Here is an 18,587-nt window from a genome sequence, read left to right on the forward strand (position 1 = left end):
GCGGGCATCAAGAACCCCTCCACCGACATCTACCGCTACGAGATGCCTGGCGGCCAGTACACCAACCTGAAGAGCCAGGTGGAGAGCATCGGTCTGGGCCACCAGTTTGAGGCGGTCAAGGAGATGTATAAAACCGTCAACCACATGCTGGGCGACATCGTGAAGGTGACCCCCTCTTCCAAGATGGTGGGCGATCTGGCCATCTTTATGGTACAGAACGATCTGACCCCGGAGAACATCGTGGAGCGGGGCGAGGCCCTTACCTTCCCCGACAGCGTGGTCAGCTACTTCAAGGGCATGATGGGCCAGCCCGCCTGGGGCTTCCCGGAGGACCTGCAGCGGGTGGTCCTCAAGGGCGAGAAGCCCATCACCTGCCGTCCCGGCGAACTGCTGCCCCCGGTGGACTTTGAGAAGGCCCGGGAAGAGGTGCGCAAGTTCTACCCCGACGCCACCGACCATAACGTGCTCTCCTGGTGCCTCTATCCCAAGGTGGTGGAGGACTTCTACCGCCACCGGCAGGAGTACGGCTATGTGATGCGCATGGGCAGCCATGTATTCTTCAACGGCATGGCCCTGGGCGAAACCAGCAAGATCAACATCGAGGACGGCAAGACCCTGGTCATCAAGTATGTGGGCCTGGGCGACCTGAACGACGACGGCACCCGCAACGTGCAGTTTGAGCTCAACGGTATGCGCCGTGAGGTAGCAGTCCCCGATAAGAGCGCCACTGCGCAGGTGCGCAAGGTGGCTCTGGCCGACCCCTCCGACAAGAGCCAGGTGGGCGCCTCCATCCCCGGCATGGTTTCCAAGGTGAACGTGAAGCCCGGCGACAAGGTGGAGGAAAACCAGGTGCTGGCTGTGATCGAGGCCATGAAGATGGAGACCTCCGTGGTGGCCCGGATGGCGGGCACCGTGGACGAGGTATTCCTCAAGGAAGGCGGCTCTGTCAAGGCTGGCGAGCTGCTCATCACCATCAAATAATACAACGGGGGCCGGTCACAAAACCGGCCCCCGTTTTTACATCATCCACATCTGGAGGCTTATCCCATGGAAACCATTCTCCACCTGCTCCCCCTTACTTCCGCCCAGCAAGACGCCTTCCGCGCCGCCGCCCCGGAAGAGGAACACCTCTTTCTCCCCACCAACGACCGCCGGGGCGCCGTTGACATTCCCCCGGAGTGGCGGGAGCGCACCACCATCCTGCTGGGCTTTGTACCCCCGGAGGATTTGAAGACCTTCCCCCACCTGCGGTGGGTCCAGAGCTGGAACGCCGGGGTGGACCCCTATCTGGTCCCCGGCGTCCTGCCGGAGGGGGTGGCCCTCACCTGCGCCGCCGGGGCCTATGGCCCCGCAGTATCCGAGCACATGCTAGCTATGCTGCTGGCTATCTACAAGCGTCTGCCCGCCTACCGGGACCAGCAACAGGCCCACATCTGGAAGGACCTTGGGCATGTCCGCTCCCTTCGCGGAGAAACCGTGCTGGTGGGAGGTACCGGTGATATTGGCCGCCATTTTGCCCGGCTATGCCGGGCTCTGGGGGCGTCCAAAATCATCGGCCTCCACCGCTCCGATGCCCCGGCGGAGGATTTTGACCAGACCTTCCCCCTGTCCGCCATCGACGACCTGCTCCCCCAAGCCGATGTGGTGGCCCTGGCCCTCCCCCACAACGGGGATACCGCCGGTCTGCTGGACCGCCGCCGTCTGCTGTTGATGAAACAGGATGCCGTACTGCTCAACGCTGGCCGGGGCTCGGCTGTGGACTGCGCCGCCCTGGCGGATGTGTTGGCCCAGGGCCATCTGCTGGGGGCTGGGCTGGACGTTACCGACCCGGAGCCCCTGCTCCCGGACCACCCTCTGTGGGACGCCCCCCGTGCCTTTCTCACCCCTCACACCGCCGGGGGCTACAATCACATGCAGGTCACTCTGGACCAGCTTCAGGAGCTCTTTCTGGATAATCTCCGCCGCTGGCTGAACGGCCAGCCTCTCCGCAGCCGGATGAAATAACCTCCGTTGACATACCTCGACTCTCTAGGTATAATATACCTAGAGAGTCGAGGTATTGTGCTGAAAGGAGGGTTTCCATGAAAGCCGACAAATCCCTATTGACCGGCAGCGCCACTCTGCTGGTCCTATCCCTGCTGTCAAGGGAAGACAAATATGGCTATCAGATGATCGCCGAGTTGGAGGCAAAAAGCGACCACACCTTTACCATGAAGGAGGGCACCCTCTACCCCATCCTCCACACGCTGGAGAAGGAGGGGGCGGTATGCTCCTATGAAAAAGCGGCCCCCACCGGCCGCACCCGGAAGTATTACCACATCACCAAAAAGGGCCTGCGGCTGCTGGACACGAAAAAAGAGGAGTGGACCATCTTCTCTCAGGCCGTCAACGCGATTCTGGCCGGGAGCGACCCGGCCCTGGCCTGATGGACGCCCCCAAAGTGCCCCGGCGCACCATGGAGCAATTCTGTGGTCAAGTCTGTTCCTTTGTCCGGTTCTCCCCCGATCATGAGGCTATTTCCGCCGAGCTTACTGGCCACATGGAGGAGCATCGGGACGCCTTGCTGGAGGCCCATCCCAGCATGACCCTGTGGGACGCTGAATCGGAGGCCGTCCGAGCCATGGGGGACCCGGAGGCGCTGGGCCGTCAGCTGGACCAGATCCACGACCACCGGCTGGGCTGGTTTCAGATCTGGTTCCGCCGGGTAGTGTGGACTTTGACAGTTCTGATTCTGCTCTTTGCCCTGCCCCGCATGGGAGAAATCATCACCAACCTCACCGCATCCCCCAGCTACGATGGCTTTGGGATCGGTTATCTTCTGGAGCATTACGACGAGTACAATGTGGTAGCCGACTTCACCCCCAACGCCATCTGGCAGTGGAACGGCTATACTTTCTCCATCCAGCGGGCAGTTGTCACACACTCGGAGACCAGCGTATACAGTGACGAGGCCCTGCATCTGAGCTATCTGCTGAAGGTGACCCACTCCAACCCCTGGCAGCGGGGGCCGGAATTCCGGGAGTGGCTGTGGGCGGAGGACGATCTGGGCAACCGCTACCCCTCCAGAGGCCAGCAAGCGCTGTACCAGCTGCCCACCTCCGCCGGGGATTCCTCCGGTAATCCATCCGCCATCTACCCCTTTGCCTCCTACTATGATCTGTGGGTGGGCGGCATCCATCCGGAGGCAACCTCCGTCACCCTCCACTTTGACCGCTTCGGAGAGAACGCCATTTCCCTGACGCTGCCGCTGGAAGGAGGAATGTAATATGTCCAAACGTTCTGTCACCCCCGCCCAACGGAAGCGCCGCATCGTTCGGGACACTCTGCTGCTGGCAGTTATTCTGATGGTGCTGGTACTGGCTCTGGATTTTCCCATTCTCACCGCCCAACAGGCTCTGAAGGCCACCCAGGCCCGCTATTTCTTCGGCCCCGGCCGTGTCATCACCACCTTGGACTATCCCCGGGCCTACAACAAAGTCAAAATCGGCCAGTATGATCGCTACTATATCCTCCGGGATGGAGACTGGTACGCCTGGTGCGGGGTCAACCACTACGGCCTGTTCTGGCAGACCGGAGGCCTGGACGCCGTAAGAAATGACCCGGACCGTTCCCTGGTCCCCCTGGTGGTCAGCGACTGGTCCAACGGGGCCGTGCTGGTGATCTCCAACGACCCGGAGATCACCCAAGTGGAGGTTATCTTCCCCATTGCCGCCAACAGCACTTATACCCTGTTCTCCACCTGTGGAACTAATGCGGTGGAAAACTGCTTTCTCATCTCCTATACCGCACCGGAACAGGCTTATTTTGTATACCCGGAGGATCTCCAGGTCAAGGGCTATGGCGCCGACGGAACCCTGCTCTATCGATCCCCCATACCGGACGAGTGGGCCCGATACGATTTTCCATCAAAAAGTTGAATATCCGCGCCAAAAGGCGGCCCGTAAACACGGGCCGCCTTTCATTTCACCATTTTCTCCAGTTCTTCCCACGTCACCGGACTGATGGCCTCGATATCCCCCCAGGTGTCAAAGCGCTCCTCCATCTTGGCCCAGGTCACCAGCCAATAAATATAGTTGATCAGCACATGGGCGGGCAGGATGCTCTCGATGATCTCTCGCATTTCCTCAAAGCCATCCGGAATACCGGGCACATCGGGAAAGCGCACCTCCACCACGCCGGGGGTATCAGTCTCGCTGGCCACCGCGTTGAGGCCACAGCCCTTCAAATTGTCATTGATGGCCACCAGGGTAAAGCTGTCTCCGCCGATGCGGAGCAGGGCCGCCAGGGCCGCCCGGCGCATCTCCAGGCTGTTGGTCACCGGCCGCCGGGCCAGCAGGCATTCTATGGCCTCCAGGCCCCGGTCCTCTGCTGTGGAGACCAGCATCTCCCGCTGAATCTCCTCCAGCTCCGCCCCCAGGCCGTCCAAAGCCTGGCCCTCCGCCTCCAGCTCCGCGTTGTTGGCGGTACCTTCCAGCTCATAGACCCGCAGCGGACGCAGCAGCGCCCTTAAATATTCGGCATATTCGCTCATGCACTCCCCCCCATCTGGGTGATGGAGATGCTCTTGAGCCAGGGCAGTACATCGCTTTGTACCGTCACATCGTCCGCCGGCGTGGTGAGGACATAGTTTTCCACACCTTCCACCGCAAAGACCAACTGGCCCAGCTTGGCACGCAGGATGTTCTGTCCCAATCTCCGTCCGTCAAACCAGCTGCGGATGGCCTGTTCCACCGCTTGGCGAACGGTCTCAGCGTCCCGATTTACCTCGGTCTGTACCTGTATGGCCACGTCCACCTCCCGCACCTGGGGCGCCCGCACCAGCACATCCACAGCAATCTCCCGCCGGGCCTCAAAATAGGCCTGCAATTCCTTCAGAAGCTCGCTGTCCGGCACACCGGAGGGGGTGGAGACTACCACATCCACCGATCCAATCCCTCTGGGCCGGGAGATGACCGACGCCGCCGCCACCTGGGGGAAGGACATGGCTCCCTGCTCATAAAAGGCCGCGTTGGCTCCGTTTGGCATACGCCGGAAGGTCTCCAGCACCCGTTCCCGCAGCTCGTCGTCGCTCTCAGCATCCAGGCCGCCGGAGAACCCCTCCGGGTTGGTACACTGGCTGATACCCACCGGCGCCACCGACATGGCCCGGATGGTCCCGGCCGCCACATTGCCCGCCGCTCCGGGCTCCACGGCTGCCGCCGGTGCCTCTACCGCCGTTTCCCCTGCCCGGAGCACCGCCGCCTCGGTGGTTTCAAACCGGATCAGCCCCGCGGTCATGCATACAGTCCCTGCCGGAATGGTCAGATCGGCGTTGGCGGCCTGTTCCATTTCAAAGCGGAGGATACCCACCGCCGCCACCGCCGCCCGCCGTTCCAGGCCCCGCAGCTGGGCGTGGAGGTCCAGATATTCCCCTTCCGCGGTCTGGGGAAAGCACTGCCGGTTCACCCAGTCGGCCTGGACATACAGGGCATAGACCTGGGCAGCCACCGCGTAGAGCCGTACCGCCATATCCCCGTCTCCCGCCAGCGTGACCCCTGTTTCCTGCTGAAAGACCTGTACCATCTGTCCATAGATCTCGTCAATGGTCATCATGCCTCTACATCCCTCCCCGCTCCAAGGTCAGCGTCAGCGCCTCTCCCCGCCAGTCCAGCGCCACCTCCATGGTGCTGTCCGTCTTCAGGGACACACTGATGACCGTCAGCTCCGGCTCGTCGGCCAGGGCCTGTACCACATACTGCTGGGCCAGGGCTTTCCGCTGCGCCGGCCTGCTCCGTCCCAACTGGTACAGCTGGCTGCCCAGCTCAGGCAGAAAGGGAAAGCTCCCCCGTGGGATGGACAGCTTCCACAGAACCCGCTGCAGCAGCTCATCGCTGCCCTCTGCCCGCCGGTATCCCCCGGTCTCATTGGAGACATAGTCTCCGTCCCGTACCATCAGCTCCATCCCATCACCCCTTTGTCAGAACCTCCTTGCCATTGACCAGCAAAAAGCCGCTGATGGAGACGATGCCGCCCCTTTGCAGCAGAATGGAGCTGCCGCCGCCATAAATCATGACCTCACCGGCGGCCAGATTCCAGTTGGGCTCCCCGCGCTGGCCCGCCACACAGGGGGCCTCACCGTCCTCACCGGTCTTGATAACCAGCACATCCGCCCCCTGGGCGGGCCGCCAGATGTAGCCTCCCGGCCCAAAGACCGGCAGATCCCGGCGCTCCCCATCCAGAAAGACGCCTGCCGGGTCCCCTGCCAGAGTCACCTGTCCCACCTGGGACCCGCCTTCTCCCACAATGTTACGCCTGTTTCGCTGTGCCATCCACATACCAGACACCTCCATTCTCTGTTCAGCTATCCGTATTTCCCAGCACCAGTCTGGTGTAGGTCCCCGCTTCATCCATACCGCTGACCGCCTCGGCCACCCGCCAAAGCCCCCGGCCCACCGGCTTGACCAGCCGCACCTCCACCAGATCCCCCGGCCAGGCCAGAAAAGCGCCGGGCAGCTCCAGTTCCAGCTGCCGCAGCTCCTGGGCAGACTGGTCCAGCTGATACCTGCCGGAATAGCGCATGGTCTGATAGCTGCTCTTTCCCGGCATGGTCAGCACTCTCCTGCTCATGCCGCCCCGGGCGCAAAACGCCTCGTTTTTCACGGTCTGTATTTCCCCGGTGGTCTTGTCCCGCACCAGCATCTCAGAGAGGACCCCATATCGCTGGTCCCGGAGGGTGAGGGCGGTCACCGCCGCATTCTCCGCCAGCACCAGCTTCTTTCCCTCTTCCCAGGGGGTAGCCACCAGCCGCCCCAGCCGGTCAAATCTGGGCGTGATCCCGCCGTAATACCGGCAGAACTGGTAGACCACCTGCCATTCGCTGCTCCCCATCGCCACCGAGAATCCCGGCACAGCGGACAACTTCGCTCCGGGCACTGCCTGAACTCCATAGGGGGTCACGTGGTCCCGCAGGATATCCTGCCAGGTAGCAACCTGGTAATCCATACCCAGCGCCTCGTTGTCCAGCAGCCGGGCCGCCATGCTGCGGCCGGATACGGTAAGAAAGCCCCCCTGTCCATCCCAACCCCGCTCGCACTCGTCCACCACGCCGGTAAACACCGTCTCTCCCTTTTCCACTGCGGTAAAGGTCACCGCCTGGTCCAGCAGATCCTCCTCCGGCTCCCACAGGCAGCTGAGGGTAAAGCTGTCGCAGGGGGTCCCCTGTCCATACTGAAAGGTCCACGCCCGCACCTGGGGCAGGGCGATCCTTCGACCATCCCAGCAAACCAATGTCCCCTTCATCAGGCCACCCGCACTTTCTGTCCCGGATAGATCAGGTTGGGATTTTTGATCTGGGGATTCAGGGCGATCAGGCTGGTCAAATCCACCCCATACCGCCGGGCAATGCCCCACAGCGTGTCTCCCCGTACTACGGTATACCATTGGCCGCTGCCGGAAGTATTCTGGCTACTTTCCGCACTGGCGCCGGTGCTGGTTTGGGTCCCTGTCACCGTCGTTCCGGTGCTGTGTCCGCCGTATCCCTCCCAAAAGGCAAAGGTATATTTCACATAGTCCGGCCTGGGCTCCTGAGCCAGGGACAGTTCCACAAAATAGGCGTTGGAGGTCTGCCAGATGGGGTGGACCAGCAGCCCCGGTCCCTCGCTGTAAAAAACGGTAGCCAGCTTTTTGAGCTCGTCATAGGCGCCCTCTCCCACAAATTCCCCTTCTCCCCGCATAATGCGGTAGGAAGGCCCCAGATCCTGCAAGTTGTACTGGCCAAAGGGCACCTCTCTGGCTCCCATCTTTCGTTTGAACGCAATGGTGTATACCCTGGGGTTGTGGGGCCATACATAGTTTTTATAGCGCATTGCCGCCAATCTCACAGCAGTTGAAACCCCCCATCAAATCTTCGCGCGTCCCGCCGAACCAGCCGGTCCAGCCGCTGCAGCTCCAGCCGCCCTACGCCCCCATTCCACTCCGCCGGTTCCAGAGTTACCACCTTGCTCTCCCGCTCTGGGGCGGGCAGCTCTTCCAGGCTGAACCGCACCGCCTGATCCAGCCATTCCACACCGCTGCTCCCCCTCTGGATGCCGGTAACAGAGCTGCCGCCAAGCTGCCGCGGCTCCATCCATGCTCCGTCAAACATACTTTGACTGCGGTTAGAGGTACCCGGCTCCTGGCCTTTTTCCTGTGACAGCTCCTCCATGGTCTTACCCACTCCCCCGGCATAGCCGGAAGCGGCAGCTGCCTGGCGCTCTTCCGCCCACTGCCCGGCCTGGATAGCGTCCGGCAGCAGGTCCGCCCGGCCGACTTCTCTGGCCGCCTGCCGTCCCTCTGCCATTCGCACGCTGGCGCGATTCACTTGGGCCTGGCCGCTGACCCAACGGCGGACTGTCCACCCCTCGTCCATCATCTCCTGCCGGTGGCTCCCCTGCTTTGTCTGGACCTCTTCCAGATAGGCGGGCATCAGATTCAACTCCTCCGCTTCCGCGCCCTGCCTTTCCGCCTGTGCCTGTCGCGCTTTCTGGATGGACACCTTTGCCCGCACGGTTTTCTGCTCCGCCGCTGCCATGCTGTCCGCGGTGAGGACCTCTTCCCCATCCTCCGGTTGGGGGACGGGGACCCGGACCGTCTCCCCGTTCCAGGTCCCGCCCGTCTCTTCCCGCTCCTGCCGCTCCAACTGTTCCCCCAGCAGCAGGTCGATGTAGTCGATCATGTTGTCTCCCCCCGCATCAGCCGCTCAAACCGCTCCTGATCGAAGGAGGCGTTCTGGCCCGCCGTGGTCTCCCCCGCCGGCGCACCGCACACTGGGCAGCACGCCTCCTCTGCCTTCTGCCTGCATCCGGGACATAACTGCGCCAACAGTTCCTCCCGGTCCAGCATCAGATTAAGGGCGCACCACAGATAGTCCCGGGCCTTCATGTCCCGGGCCCGCTGTTCCGTCGGAAGCGCCCCAAAGGTTTTGAGCACACGCCAGCGAAGGCGTTCATAAGGCGTGTGCTCCAGGCTTTTTTTAGGGACTGGGCGGCCTCCTCTCCATCCTCAGGGGAGGGGTTCTCCGCCCGGTCCAGTTCATCCCACTGTTCGGCCAGCCGGGCCACCTCCCGGGCGCTGAGGTGCTCCAGCACCTCCCGCCCGGAGGCAAAGACCGGCTTTCCATGCTCCTCCAAGGCCCGTGCCAACAGACAGGCGTTGGCGCACAGGGCCCGTTCCTCCTCGCTCTGGGCCAGCTGACCGGCTTCCCGCCGGGCCTCCAGCACCTCCTGAGCGGAGAGCAGCCGCAGCTGCATCCCGTCCTCCAGGGTCAGCCGGTCCATCCGGCTCAACAGCGAATCCACCGTTCTCTCTCCTCTCTTTCCATTCTCTCCCGGCTATACGGTGGTCTCAATCCGCTTGGCGGCCACCACCGTGATTTTCTCCACCACCATGGCCCCCAGCGTACCGGTCTCGCCGATGTCGCTCCACTGACAGCCAGAGTAGATGACCTTTCGGTCAGGCTTGCAGATGACCAGGCTGAAATCCGCCAGATCATAAAAATTGATGTTGTCCCGGATGGCCTCGTCGGTGGCGTACAGCCGGGTCAGCTCCAGTACATAGTTGCGCTGTCCCGGGATGGTGGCCACCGGCTCCTCCTCGCCAAATGCCTCCACCGTCTGACTGGACCGGGTGGTCTTGGAGGTGTAACTCTGTACCACTGCTACCTTTGTCCCGTCGATCTCCAGATAAATATCGCTGCTGGTGGGAAATCCAGAAACGAGCATACCTTTCCCTCCCTTTTTATACCGTGATGTGGGCGCTCAGCCAAATCTGGTTGAGGCCATGGGCCACTGTGAAGGTGAACTCCACCAGACAGACAGTGGGATTTTCCGCGTCGGCCTGTACCGTCACTTGGTCATAGCCTGTGATGATCTCCCGGGCCAGCTTGTTCTCCAGCTCCAGTACCACCTGGGAGCGGATGGCCCCTCTGGTCTGCTCCGTGTTCTTGCTTCTGCGGAACCGGGCCCGCAGGGAATTGCGGATGGTGGGGATCACATCGTCCACGATACGGATGGTGGTCAGCTCCCGCCAGGTGGCGTCCTCCGCCTCACCGGTCTTGGTGCGGGTGGTGACCCCCCGTACCACGCTGACGATGCCGCCCACGTTTTCCAGGGGGCTGACACCTCCCCGCACCAGGGTGTCGATCTCCGTATCGGCGTACCGGGCCTCCATTCCCTCCAGGCCCTTCAGCTCCGCGCCGCCCAGAGGGACCGCCGGGTCACTCTCCCCGGCGATGGCCCCCGCGACAGCACAGGCTACCAGTCCGGTGTCGTCACCGGGGGCAATGAGCACCACCCGCTCGCTGTTGATGTCCTGGGCCCGCTGAACCAGCGCCTCAACGTCCTCATCCTGGGCGCCACCCACCACCGCGATCCGCTCCCGCCGGGCCTCGGAGGCGTCGCAGACGCTCTGCCGCAGGGCCTGCTGTACCGTCAGTTCGGTGCTGTCGCACACCATTACTGCGATCTCTTCCTCCGTAGCCAGCAGGTCAAAGGCCTCCTGGTAGTCCTCCTGTCCGCTGACCGGCACCGCCAGCACCTTGGCCGCGCCGTTGCGGAACAGAATCTGGACCAGCTTGGTCAGATTCTCTGTTTCGCCAAAGGTGGCTGCGGCGTCCTCATACCGGTTCAGGGTGCACAGCTTTCCGGTCTCGCCCTCGCTCCGCACCGCGACCAGGCCCACCGTCCGGCCGCTGCCGCCGCTGCTGATGACCGTGGAGGTGTCGTAGCTGGAATATACCCCCGGTCTTTCATGGATTGTCATACTCAAATCCGTCTCTCTCCCCTCACAATAAAGTCCAGGAAGGTCCCGCCTTCACTGGCCACCGCATACAGGTAGCCCTGGCAAACCGCTTCTACTGTCCGGTGATAAAGGCCGGCCCCCTGGTCAAATTCCGTCTCTCCGCAGGAGAGCTCCCGCAGGCTGAGTCCCGGCGGACCCTCCCGCCGCAGGGCTTCCGCCATGCGGTCAAAGGCCGCCTGGATGCCTGCCGCGCCGCAGCCCTGGGGAGCGTACAGGTCCAGCCCAAAGGTCAGGACGATTTTTTTGCCATAGAGCTCCTGCCACTGCCCGCTCTCCTGATCGTACCGCTCTCCCAGATAGTCCTGGAATCCGCCCGGCCCGCCCTGGCAGGCCCGGAGGGAGACGGCGGCCACCGCCCCGCCTCTCCGGACCCGCTCCAGCTCCGGGTAGGCACATTGGGCGTCAATGCCCTGCCCCTGCAAATAGTCCGCCATTCGCTCCCGGATCTCGCCAAAGTCCATGCTGTCTCCCTCCTTTTGGGAACCGCCCTTTCTTATGCGCCATCCCGCACTGCCAGCAGTCCCCACCAGTACACCAGGGTATCCCCCACATATACCGGCTGGGCGCTGCGCACGGTAAAGGTCTCTTCACCCCAGGCCAGGTATCCGTCCCCCAGCTCATTGAGGGCCATCTCCGGTCCGCCCAGACAGATCCAACGGTCCTGTCGCGCCAGCCCCAGCGGTGTGGGCAGGCGCTGAAAAAAGCTCTGCCCTTGTTCCTGCACAGGCTGAAGGAAGGCTTTGCACACAATACCCTCCTCCTGGTCCGGACGGTAAAGGGTAATGCTCTGGCCGTACCGCTCCAAAATCTGCCGCCAGTGCTCGATCATCCCTCTACCCCCTGGAACATGAATCCCCGGTCTTTCAGATAGGGTCCCAACACCGTCTCGGCCTGAAGCTGCAGGGCGGCGGCCCGTTCCCGGTTTTCGCTGCTTCCGGCCTCCCGGATGGTAACGCTCCCGGCGGTAAAGCTCCCACCGCCGCCATACTGTCCCCCGGCCAGTCCGGCCAGGGCCAGCCAGGCGCACCCCAATACAAAGGCGGGGCCGCAGTCCTCGGGCGTTACCCCGTCCCGGAGCCGCCCGGTCAGTTCGGTCTCCGCTGAGACACACAGAGCTTCCAGCGCCCCCTGTTGACTCTCGCTTACCTGGCCCAGGGCCTGGGCCATGGCCATGATCTCCTCTGTCATTGCAGCTTCAGCACCTTGGCCGCGTCGGCAAAGAGCTTGGCAAAGCCGGAGATGCTGGTGATGGCGGCCCGCTCCAGCTGCCGGTCAATGAGCTTGTCGTACTCCACCATCACATCGGAGCCCTGCACCATCTCCAGGGCGTAATTTTTGTCCAGGCCAATGAGCTTGCCGCTCTCCAGGGCGGAGGTACGCAGCAGGGTGGCACCCAGAGGGGTGGCCAGCTTGCCGGTACCCTGGAAGTTCAGGCCGGTAAGGGGATTCTGGAACTCGTCCATCTTGAGCATCTGGCGCATCATGTCGCCGGACACCAGCAGGGTGTTCATCTCATAGGGCTCAAACTGGCTCCAGAAATCCACCAGCTCGTCATAGGTCAGGGTACCGGCAGCACCGCCGATGGGCCCGGAGCCCACCGTAAATTCCTTGGCGGGATTCTCATTGCCGTCACCGTTGAGGAGCACGTCGATGGCGTCCTCCAGATGCATCCGGTTGATGTGGGCGCCGATCTGCCGGAGGGTTACGGAGAACAGGTCCAGCTTCTGATAGCGGATGGCCTCATAGGAGGCCACCAGCATCCGGCCCCGCTTGTGGAGCTTCACCAGATTCTCCTGGGTCTTGACCTGGGTCTGAGGGATGGAGGCCCCCTCCTCCACATAGCGCAGGGCCTTCTGGTCATCCTCAGGAACGGAAGCAATGGAGCGGTAATCCATGCCGTCAAAGCGGGTGACGGCGGCGGTGATGTGGGGGAGCAGGTCGGCCTCCTCCATGCCCTGCCGCACCGACCGGGCGATGTACTCGGGGAAGAGGACGGCGGACTGGCTGGTGGAAAAAAACTTTTCCACCACATCGCTGCCTGCGCCCTTCACCTTGATATCAAAGCGCTTGAGCTGGCGCTGGTAGGCATCCAGCCCCTCCAGACTGGTGCCCTTGTACTGCTCGGAGGGGTCCTCCCGCTCCAGCACCTGGGTAAAGGATCTGCCCGCCTCGTTGTACATGCCCTTTTCCAGTCTCACATTGTCGAACCGATAGCTCATAGACATAGCCTCACTTTCTCACAACTTTTCCACAAACTGACGCTTGGTTGTTGAAAACTTTCTTACAGGCGCACCACAGCGCCGTCGGTCTCCACCCGCACCACCAGGTGCTCTCTGCCGTTGCTGTCGTCCTTTTTCACGCCGCCGCTGCCGTCAGCGGCCAGCTTGACCCAGCCCACGCTTACGCTGCCGTCGGTCACTGATACCTTTACCAGACCCGCCAGCTGGACGGCGGCATAGCCACCCTCCGCGGACAGGGCCACACCGCAGAACTTGTCGGTGGCGGCGCAGGCGCCCACCATGCCGTCCTCGGTAACCTTGACCACCTGACCGGGGGCCACGCCCTCGCCGCAGCCAAAGGTGGCCACCACTTCTCCGATGCCTTCAAAGGAAATCTTGCTGCTCATCGTTTCTACCCCTTTCTTTTCTGTCCATCCACACGCTTTTGTAGGGCGGGGGCTTGCCTCTGCCGCCGGCCGCCCTCAGATCAAAAACGCCCCATCCCGGCTCTCCTGTCCGGGCTTGCTCTCCCAGGCCGGCAGCTGGGGCTCCACTCCCCAGGCCTTGTCCACCTGGGCCTCAAAGGCTCGCTTCAGAGCGTCCAGCTCGGGCTCCTCCAGCCGCTGGACGATATTCTTCAGGGTGGCCTGTTCCAGGCCAAATCCGGCCACGCCCCCCAGCCGTACCACCTCGTCCTTCAGCCGCTGTAAATACTTGCGCCCCAGCGCGGCCTCCTGCTCCAGCCGTCCCAGATCCTGCTTCATGTGCTTCATCACCCCCGCATTTTTCTGGGCCGGTACCGCCACAAAGGACCACTCGTAGGCGTCGGTGGCGTGGACCAGATCGGCCCAGCACAGCTTACCGCCGTACTCCCGGCCCTTTTCGTGGGCGCACCGGCTCCGGTCGTGGATGTTCTCCCCGCAGATGGAGCACCGGGCCTCCTCCACCGCGCAGCCCACGCTCACCTCCTTTTTGATGCCCCCTTCGATCTCAGCAATCAGGTCCCGGTTGCCCTCGGTGCGCACCATATAAGCGTACCCCTTCAGGTAACACAGGGGGTCCCCCGCCGCCGTCAGGGTACCGGCCTCCCGTACCAGCTCCGTGCGGTAAATGCGGGCGGTCTGTCCCGCGGCGCTCCACTGGTGGTCAAAGATGCCGCTCTTCCCCACAAAGAGGGGGGCCAGCTCCTCCAGGGTCTCCGCCGGGAACCGTTCCCCGTCCCGGTCTACCTCGTTGTCGCATAACCGGACGGCAAAGGTGTACACTTCTTCGCTGGTGAGCTTTTTCCGGCTCATGGCGTTGATGAGCCCCAGCTCGGTCTGGTCCAGGACCGCCGCCTGATCCACCCCTGCCTGCTTGTTTACGTTCATACCGTTTCTTCTCCCTTCTCTCTGGCCTCATTTTCTATCTGTACCGTTCTGGCCTGCTGATGGTAGAGCTCGGCTCTGGCCTCCTCCACCAGGTCTTGAAGGTTCATATCCTCCCACTCCACCGTCACTTTGTCCTCGTAGCCGTGGAGCCTGAGCCACAGCTCACAGATCCGCTCCACCACCGGCTCCAGGGAACGTCGGATGGCGGTGATTTCGCTGGTCATCATGTCGGCCTGCTGGGTGCTCATCCGCTCGGTGGAGGACCAGCTCAGGCCCAGCAGGAAGGGGGGAATTCCCGTGCGGGCCACCAGCTGCTCCAGGATCTGACGCACCGGCACCTCGCTGTCCAGTACCTGGTTGTCCGCCCCGATAACCTTGATATCCACATCTCCCACCGCCACAAAGTCCCGCACCGAGCCATTCTTGCCCGCCTGCATGGCGGCGGACCACTCCCGGGCGATCTGGCGGCTGCGCTCCTGGACCAGGCTCTGGTCCAGGGGGGAGTCCCCCGGCTTGTACACCACGGCGAAACGGACGTTGCCCATCCGCTCCCAGTTCATGCCCATGGCCTGATAGATTTTCAGCAAAATCTCGGTGAGGAAGGGCATGGACCGCAGCATACTTACCCCATAGGGGCTGTCGGTCTCCGGCTGGAAGGGGGTGAAGAGCAGCAGCTCCTGCCGGGGCAGCTCCCGCATCACCCCGCCGGTGTCCCTGCCCCAGATGGCGAATTCCATGGGGGTGTCCCCCTCTTTGATCTCAATATCAGCCACATTGCCGCACAGCAGGGCGGCAATGTCCCGCCTCCGCCGGTCGGGCACAATCTCTCCCACCGCCCGACCACAGGTGAGCATGGAGTCCAGATAGCAGTCCAGAAAGGACTGGATTCCTCTCTGTCCCCGGCCGGTGTTCACGTGCTGGAGAAACCAGTCCAGCTCCTCCTGCACCCGGCTGTCGCCGCACTTTACCTGTACGCCCCCCGACAGCCGGATCAGCTTCCAGATGGCGGCGTCTATAATGGGTACCGCCTCCCGGATGGTCCGGTAAAGGGCGATCTCTCCGTGCCGCAGGGGCACATAGCCATCCAGCACGCCGAAGGGGTGCCTGCCCCCCTCCCGGATCTGGACAGCCAGTCCGCCGCCGCCCGGCTCCTTTTTCTTGTGGAACAATCCCATAACCACACTCCTTTGCCATTGCTGTTAAAACCGGCCGCGCTCCACCCACAGCCCGCCGAAAAATCCCGTTTCCTCTCCCGCCGCCACGGTGGCGGCAAAATACCGGATGTCGTCCATGGCGTGGTCGTGGACTTTCTGTACCCGGTCCCCCACCGCCTTCTCATCCCAACGGTAGAGGGAAAACTCCCGAATCGCGTCCACACAGGGCTCACAAATGACCAGCTTCCCCCGCCGCAGCAGCTCGGCGGTGGTGCGGATGCCCGCCAATACGTCGTTGTCCGCCTTTTCCACCCGCCAGCCCTTCCGGCGCAGCAATTCGATAAAGCTGGCGGCGGATGGGTCCACCACCACCCGGCGGATGGGCCTGCCCCCGGCCAGCTCCGCCAGATCGTCGGCATACTCCCCGTCGGTTTTCTGCCGCCCTTCCGCCCGGGAGTCATAGTAAAATTCCTTTACCCGGTACCACACCCCATCCCGCAGCCCCCACAGGCCGAAGGAGGCGGGGTTCACCGTACCGTAATCACAGGAGATACACCACTGCTCCATCTCCCCATCCGGCGAGGGCCGTACCCAGTCCTGATCGAAGAAGTCGTATACCCGGCCCTCCGCCGCCACCCACTCCCCCAGCACGAATCGCCGGTAGAAGGTGCCGCTGAAATTGCGGGCATACCGGCGAATGACGCCGGGGGAGAGGGCGGGGTTGTCCGCCATGGTGAAATGGAGGTAGAGGGCGTTGCGCTCCTCCCGCTTTTGGATCCACTCCTTGTAAAACCAGTGCTCCGGCCCCTCCGGGTTGCAGGAGAACCACATCCGGCTCCCCTCCACCGAGCACCGGGCGCAGGCCTGTTCCACAAAGGACCGGGGCATCAGGGCCACCTCGTCCAGCAGCACCCCCGCCAGGGTGATGCCCTGGATGAGGGCGGCGCTGCCCTCATCCTTGCCGCCGAAGAGGTAAAAGGTGTTCTCACGCCCGCCGAAGCGGACGGTAAGCAGATTCTTGGACACCTTCTCCTCCCAGTAAAACCCCAGCTCCCCCAGCACCGGCAGCAGCCCACCCAGCAGGTTGCGCCGCAGTCCGGTGACTGTTTTTCCGCACAGACCGAAGGCCTGCCCCTGGAAGGTCCGCATGGCCCAGCAGAAAAAGGACAACCCCATACAGATGGTCTTGCCGCTGCGCACCGCCCCATCGCAGATGAGTGCCTCCCGGCTGCGCACCGCCGGGTCGCACCACCAGGTCAGCACCTGCTTCTGCTTGGGGGAAAAGGCCCGGAATCTCATGGGTCCTCCTGTTCTGTTCCACCGGCCTTCCGCTCCCAGGCCTGGAAGAACTCCGCCGCCTTTTGCTCCTCCTGCCCGGCGGAGAGCTCCACCAGCAGCTTGAGTACCGCCACCCGGTCCACCAGCTGGACCTCCACGCCCCCCTTGTCGCTCCGCTTAAAGCCGGTGAGGGGGGTCAAATCCAGCTCGTCAATATCCGCCAGCTGACCTTCCTCCAGAAAGGCCAGCTTCACCGCATCGTTGACCCTACACTTGGCCAGCTTCTCCATCTGTCTCAGCAGCCGCTCCCGTTCTTTGTCCACAGCACTCACTCCTCACCCTTGGCGATTCAGGGGCAAAAGTTGGATGTTTGCGTACACCCAACGGAAAACTTTTTTAAAAAAATTTTTTCGCGGCGTATTTCGCAGAAAATCCTTGACTTTTTCCAAATATCTTATATAATAATAGGGCTTGTTTGTGACAAGCCATCCTTGCTCCCGCATCAGGCGGGGGCCATATGTCCATAAGGAGGTGCAAAGAAATGGCAAAACTCAGCGGTAACTACGAGGTGGTTTACATCCTCAATCCCAACCTGGGCGAGGAGGCCACCGCTGCCATGGTGGAGAAGTTCAAGACTCTGGTGGAGCAGAACGGCACCCTGGCTGAGGTCGACGAGTGGGGCAAGCGCCATCTGGCCTATCCCATCAACGATCTGAACGAGGGCTACTATGTGCTGATGACCTTCAGCTCCAAGCCCGAGTTCCCCCGTGAGCTGGATCGTATCCTGCGGATCACCGACGGCGTGATGCGTTCCCTCATCGTCTGCAAGGACGAGTAAGAGAGGAGAGACCTCATGCTCAACCGCATTATTCTCATGGGTCGTCTGACCCGTGATCCCGAGCTCCGGCATACCCAGACCGGGACGGCAGTCGCCTCCTTCACTCTGGCTGTGGACCGGGATTTCAAGGACAGGACCACCGGCGAAAAGGCCACCGATTTCATTGATATCGTGGCCTGGCGCCAGACGGCGGAATTTGTCTCCCGCTTTTTCACCAAGGGCCGCATGGCCGTGGTGGAGGGCCGGCTCCAGCTGCGTGACTGGACCGACCGGGACGGCAACAAGCGCCGCTCTGCCGAGGTGGTGGCCGAGAACGTGTATTTTGGCGACTCCAAGCGGGACGCCGAGGGCGGCGGCAGCTATGCTCCTCCCTCCGGCGGATATGGCGCTCCCGCGGGCGGCTACGGCGCGCCCGGCGGATATGCTCCTCCCGCGGCCCCTGCCAGCGGCGGCTATTCCGCCCCTGCCGGCGGCGACCAGTTCGCGGAACTCACGGAGGACGACGGCGAGCTGCCCTTCTGATTTGAATCATCAGCGGCACAAGCCGCATCATACAACAAGCCGGGCTGTTGGCCCGGAACAAGGGAGGTTTTCCAGTTATGGCTATGGATAGAGAGCGCCCCCGCGGCCGCAAGCGCCGCAAGGTCTGCACCTTCTGTGTGGACAAGGTGGAGCACATCGACTATAAGGACGCCGTGAAGCTGCGTCGGTTCCTGTCCGAGCGGAGCAAGATCCTGCCCCGCCGCACCACCGGCACCTGCGCTATGCATCAGCGTCAGCTCACCGAGGCCATCAAGCGCGCCCGTCAGATCGCGCTGCTGCCCTTCGTGACCGACTAATGGAGTCAAAATGAAAAGCCGGGCCAATGGCCCGGCTTTTTTTCTGCCATCCTGCTTTGTCCTGGCGCCCCCAT

At 62.6% G+C, this 18,587-nt stretch carries 28 protein-coding genes; 8 read left to right on the forward strand and 20 right to left on the reverse strand.

Going from position 1 to position 18,587, the window contains the following annotated elements:
• The 5 genes from Q0J75_RS09435 to Q0J75_RS09455 form a co-directional block, all read left to right on the forward strand.
• Positions 1-981, forward strand: a 981-nt coding sequence (locus Q0J75_RS09435) for a biotin/lipoyl-containing protein (protein WP_297200148.1), incomplete at its 5' end; no start/stop codon positions are given.
• A 66-nt stretch (positions 982-1,047) separates the two neighbouring features.
• The gene (locus Q0J75_RS09440; RefSeq protein ID WP_297200151.1) at positions 1,048-2,004 is read left to right on the forward strand and encodes a D-2-hydroxyacid dehydrogenase; all 957 of its coding nucleotides are present in this window, start codon (positions 1,048-1,050) and stop codon (positions 2,002-2,004) included.
• 77 nt (positions 2,005-2,081) lie between these two features.
• A complete protein-coding gene (locus tag Q0J75_RS09445; protein ID WP_297200154.1) occupies positions 2,082-2,426 on the forward strand; it encodes a PadR family transcriptional regulator in 345 nt (114 codons plus the stop codon).
• Complete coding sequence (locus tag Q0J75_RS09450) at positions 2,426-3,265, forward strand: hypothetical protein (RefSeq protein WP_297200157.1); 840 nt, start codon at positions 2,426-2,428, stop codon at positions 3,263-3,265. The genes Q0J75_RS09445 and Q0J75_RS09450 overlap by 1 nt, the downstream gene beginning before the upstream one ends.
• 1 nt (position 3,266) lies before the next feature.
• A complete protein-coding gene (locus Q0J75_RS09455; protein ID WP_297200160.1) occupies positions 3,267-3,917 on the forward strand; it encodes a DUF5044 domain-containing protein in 651 nt (216 codons plus the stop codon).
• 41 nt (positions 3,918-3,958) lie between these two features.
• Here the strand turns inward: Q0J75_RS09455 and Q0J75_RS09460 are convergent, their stop codons facing one another.
• The 20 genes from Q0J75_RS09460 to Q0J75_RS09555 all read right to left on the reverse strand — a co-directional run bounded on the left by Q0J75_RS09460 (position 3,959) and on the right by Q0J75_RS09555 (position 17,159).
• Positions 3,959-4,531 carry a DUF2313 domain-containing protein gene (locus tag Q0J75_RS09460; RefSeq protein ID WP_297200163.1) on the reverse strand — a complete coding sequence of 191 codons (573 nt, stop codon included), beginning with the start codon at positions 4,529-4,531 and terminating at the stop codon, positions 3,959-3,961.
• Entirely contained in the window at positions 4,528-5,592 is a 1,065-nt protein-coding gene (locus Q0J75_RS09465; RefSeq protein WP_297200165.1) for a baseplate J/gp47 family protein, read from the reverse strand. The genes Q0J75_RS09460 and Q0J75_RS09465 overlap by 4 nt, the downstream gene beginning before the upstream one ends.
• 4 nt (positions 5,593-5,596) lie before the next feature.
• Positions 5,597-5,941: a hypothetical protein gene (locus tag Q0J75_RS09470; RefSeq protein ID WP_297200168.1), complete on the reverse strand. Its 345-nt coding sequence runs from the start codon at positions 5,939-5,941 to the stop codon at positions 5,597-5,599.
• Positions 5,942-5,945: 4 nt separating this feature from the next.
• Positions 5,946-6,314 carry a hypothetical protein gene (locus Q0J75_RS09475; RefSeq protein ID WP_297200171.1) on the reverse strand — a complete coding sequence of 123 codons (369 nt, stop codon included), beginning with the start codon at positions 6,312-6,314 and terminating at the stop codon, positions 5,946-5,948.
• Positions 6,315-6,336: 22 nt separating this feature from the next.
• Positions 6,337-7,278: a hypothetical protein gene (locus Q0J75_RS09480; protein ID WP_297200174.1), complete on the reverse strand. Its 942-nt coding sequence runs from the start codon at positions 7,276-7,278 to the stop codon at positions 6,337-6,339.
• Positions 7,278-7,859, reverse strand: coding sequence for a SafA/ExsA family spore coat assembly protein (safA, locus tag Q0J75_RS09485; RefSeq protein ID WP_297200177.1), 582 nt, complete (start codon positions 7,857-7,859; stop codon positions 7,278-7,280). Before safA ends, Q0J75_RS09480 begins: the two co-directional genes overlap by 1 nt.
• Positions 7,856-8,692 carry a hypothetical protein gene (locus Q0J75_RS09490; RefSeq protein ID WP_297200179.1) on the reverse strand — a complete coding sequence of 279 codons (837 nt, stop codon included), beginning with the start codon at positions 8,690-8,692 and terminating at the stop codon, positions 7,856-7,858. Before Q0J75_RS09490 ends, safA begins: the two co-directional genes overlap by 4 nt.
• Positions 8,689-8,898 carry a molybdopterin oxidoreductase gene (locus Q0J75_RS09495; protein WP_297200182.1) on the reverse strand — a complete coding sequence of 70 codons (210 nt, stop codon included), beginning with the start codon at positions 8,896-8,898 and terminating at the stop codon, positions 8,689-8,691. Before Q0J75_RS09495 ends, Q0J75_RS09490 begins: the two co-directional genes overlap by 4 nt.
• Positions 8,895-9,314, reverse strand: coding sequence for a hypothetical protein (locus tag Q0J75_RS09500; protein WP_297200186.1), 420 nt, complete (start codon positions 9,312-9,314; stop codon positions 8,895-8,897). The genes Q0J75_RS09495 and Q0J75_RS09500 overlap by 4 nt, the downstream gene beginning before the upstream one ends.
• Before the next feature lie 33 nt (positions 9,315-9,347).
• The gene (locus Q0J75_RS09505; protein WP_297200189.1) at positions 9,348-9,737 is read right to left on the reverse strand and encodes a hypothetical protein; all 390 of its coding nucleotides are present in this window, start codon (positions 9,735-9,737) and stop codon (positions 9,348-9,350) included.
• 16 nt (positions 9,738-9,753) lie between these two features.
• Positions 9,754-10,776, reverse strand: coding sequence for a phage tail sheath C-terminal domain-containing protein (locus Q0J75_RS09510; RefSeq protein ID WP_297200192.1), 1,023 nt, complete (start codon positions 10,774-10,776; stop codon positions 9,754-9,756).
• 2 nt (positions 10,777-10,778) lie between these two features.
• A complete protein-coding gene (locus Q0J75_RS09515) occupies positions 10,779-11,276 on the reverse strand; it encodes a hypothetical protein (RefSeq protein ID WP_297200196.1) in 498 nt (165 codons plus the stop codon).
• A gap of 32 nt (positions 11,277-11,308) precedes the next feature.
• A complete protein-coding gene (locus Q0J75_RS09520) occupies positions 11,309-11,644 on the reverse strand; it encodes a hypothetical protein (protein WP_297200199.1) in 336 nt (111 codons plus the stop codon).
• Positions 11,641-12,003 (reverse strand): hypothetical protein, encoded by a 363-nt coding sequence (locus Q0J75_RS09525; RefSeq protein WP_297200202.1) that lies wholly within the window; start codon positions 12,001-12,003, stop codon positions 11,641-11,643. The genes Q0J75_RS09520 and Q0J75_RS09525 overlap by 4 nt, the downstream gene beginning before the upstream one ends.
• A complete protein-coding gene (locus Q0J75_RS09530) occupies positions 12,000-13,034 on the reverse strand; it encodes a phage major capsid protein (protein WP_297200255.1) in 1,035 nt (344 codons plus the stop codon). Before Q0J75_RS09530 ends, Q0J75_RS09525 begins: the two co-directional genes overlap by 4 nt.
• Positions 13,035-13,096: 62 nt before the next feature.
• Positions 13,097-13,441 (reverse strand): hypothetical protein, encoded by a 345-nt coding sequence (locus Q0J75_RS09535; RefSeq protein ID WP_297200205.1) that lies wholly within the window; start codon positions 13,439-13,441, stop codon positions 13,097-13,099.
• 75 nt (positions 13,442-13,516) lie between these two features.
• Complete coding sequence (locus tag Q0J75_RS09540; RefSeq protein ID WP_297200209.1) at positions 13,517-14,404, reverse strand: hypothetical protein; 888 nt, start codon at positions 14,402-14,404, stop codon at positions 13,517-13,519.
• Positions 14,401-15,579, reverse strand: a complete 1,179-nt coding sequence (locus tag Q0J75_RS09545) for a phage portal protein (RefSeq protein WP_297200212.1) — start codon at positions 15,577-15,579, stop codon at positions 14,401-14,403. Before Q0J75_RS09545 ends, Q0J75_RS09540 begins: the two co-directional genes overlap by 4 nt.
• A 24-nt stretch (positions 15,580-15,603) precedes the next feature.
• Positions 15,604-16,857: a PBSX family phage terminase large subunit gene (locus Q0J75_RS09550; protein ID WP_297200216.1), complete on the reverse strand. Its 1,254-nt coding sequence runs from the start codon at positions 16,855-16,857 to the stop codon at positions 15,604-15,606.
• On the reverse strand, positions 16,854-17,159 hold the full coding sequence (locus Q0J75_RS09555; RefSeq protein ID WP_297200219.1) for an XRE family transcriptional regulator: 306 nt from the start codon (positions 17,157-17,159) through the stop codon (positions 16,854-16,856). The genes Q0J75_RS09550 and Q0J75_RS09555 overlap by 4 nt, the downstream gene beginning before the upstream one ends.
• Positions 17,160-17,377: 218 nt before the next feature.
• Between Q0J75_RS09555 and rpsF the strand changes: the two genes are divergently transcribed.
• The 3 genes from rpsF to rpsR all read left to right on the forward strand — a co-directional run bounded on the left by rpsF (position 17,378) and on the right by rpsR (position 18,513).
• Positions 17,378-17,674, forward strand: coding sequence for a 30S ribosomal protein S6 (rpsF, locus tag Q0J75_RS09560; protein WP_204705615.1), 297 nt, complete (start codon positions 17,378-17,380; stop codon positions 17,672-17,674).
• Between the two features lie 15 nt (positions 17,675-17,689).
• On the forward strand, positions 17,690-18,196 hold the full coding sequence (locus tag Q0J75_RS09565; RefSeq protein ID WP_297200223.1) for a single-stranded DNA-binding protein: 507 nt from the start codon (positions 17,690-17,692) through the stop codon (positions 18,194-18,196).
• Positions 18,197-18,273: 77 nt separating this feature from the next.
• Positions 18,274-18,513 (forward strand): 30S ribosomal protein S18, encoded by a 240-nt coding sequence (rpsR, locus tag Q0J75_RS09570; RefSeq protein WP_007490771.1) that lies wholly within the window; start codon positions 18,274-18,276, stop codon positions 18,511-18,513.
• The last annotated feature ends 74 nt before the right edge of the window (positions 18,514-18,587 follow it).

It is taken from the genome of uncultured Flavonifractor sp., from assembly GCF_944385615.1.
Classification (GTDB): Bacteria; Bacillota; Clostridia; order Oscillospirales; family Oscillospiraceae; genus Flavonifractor.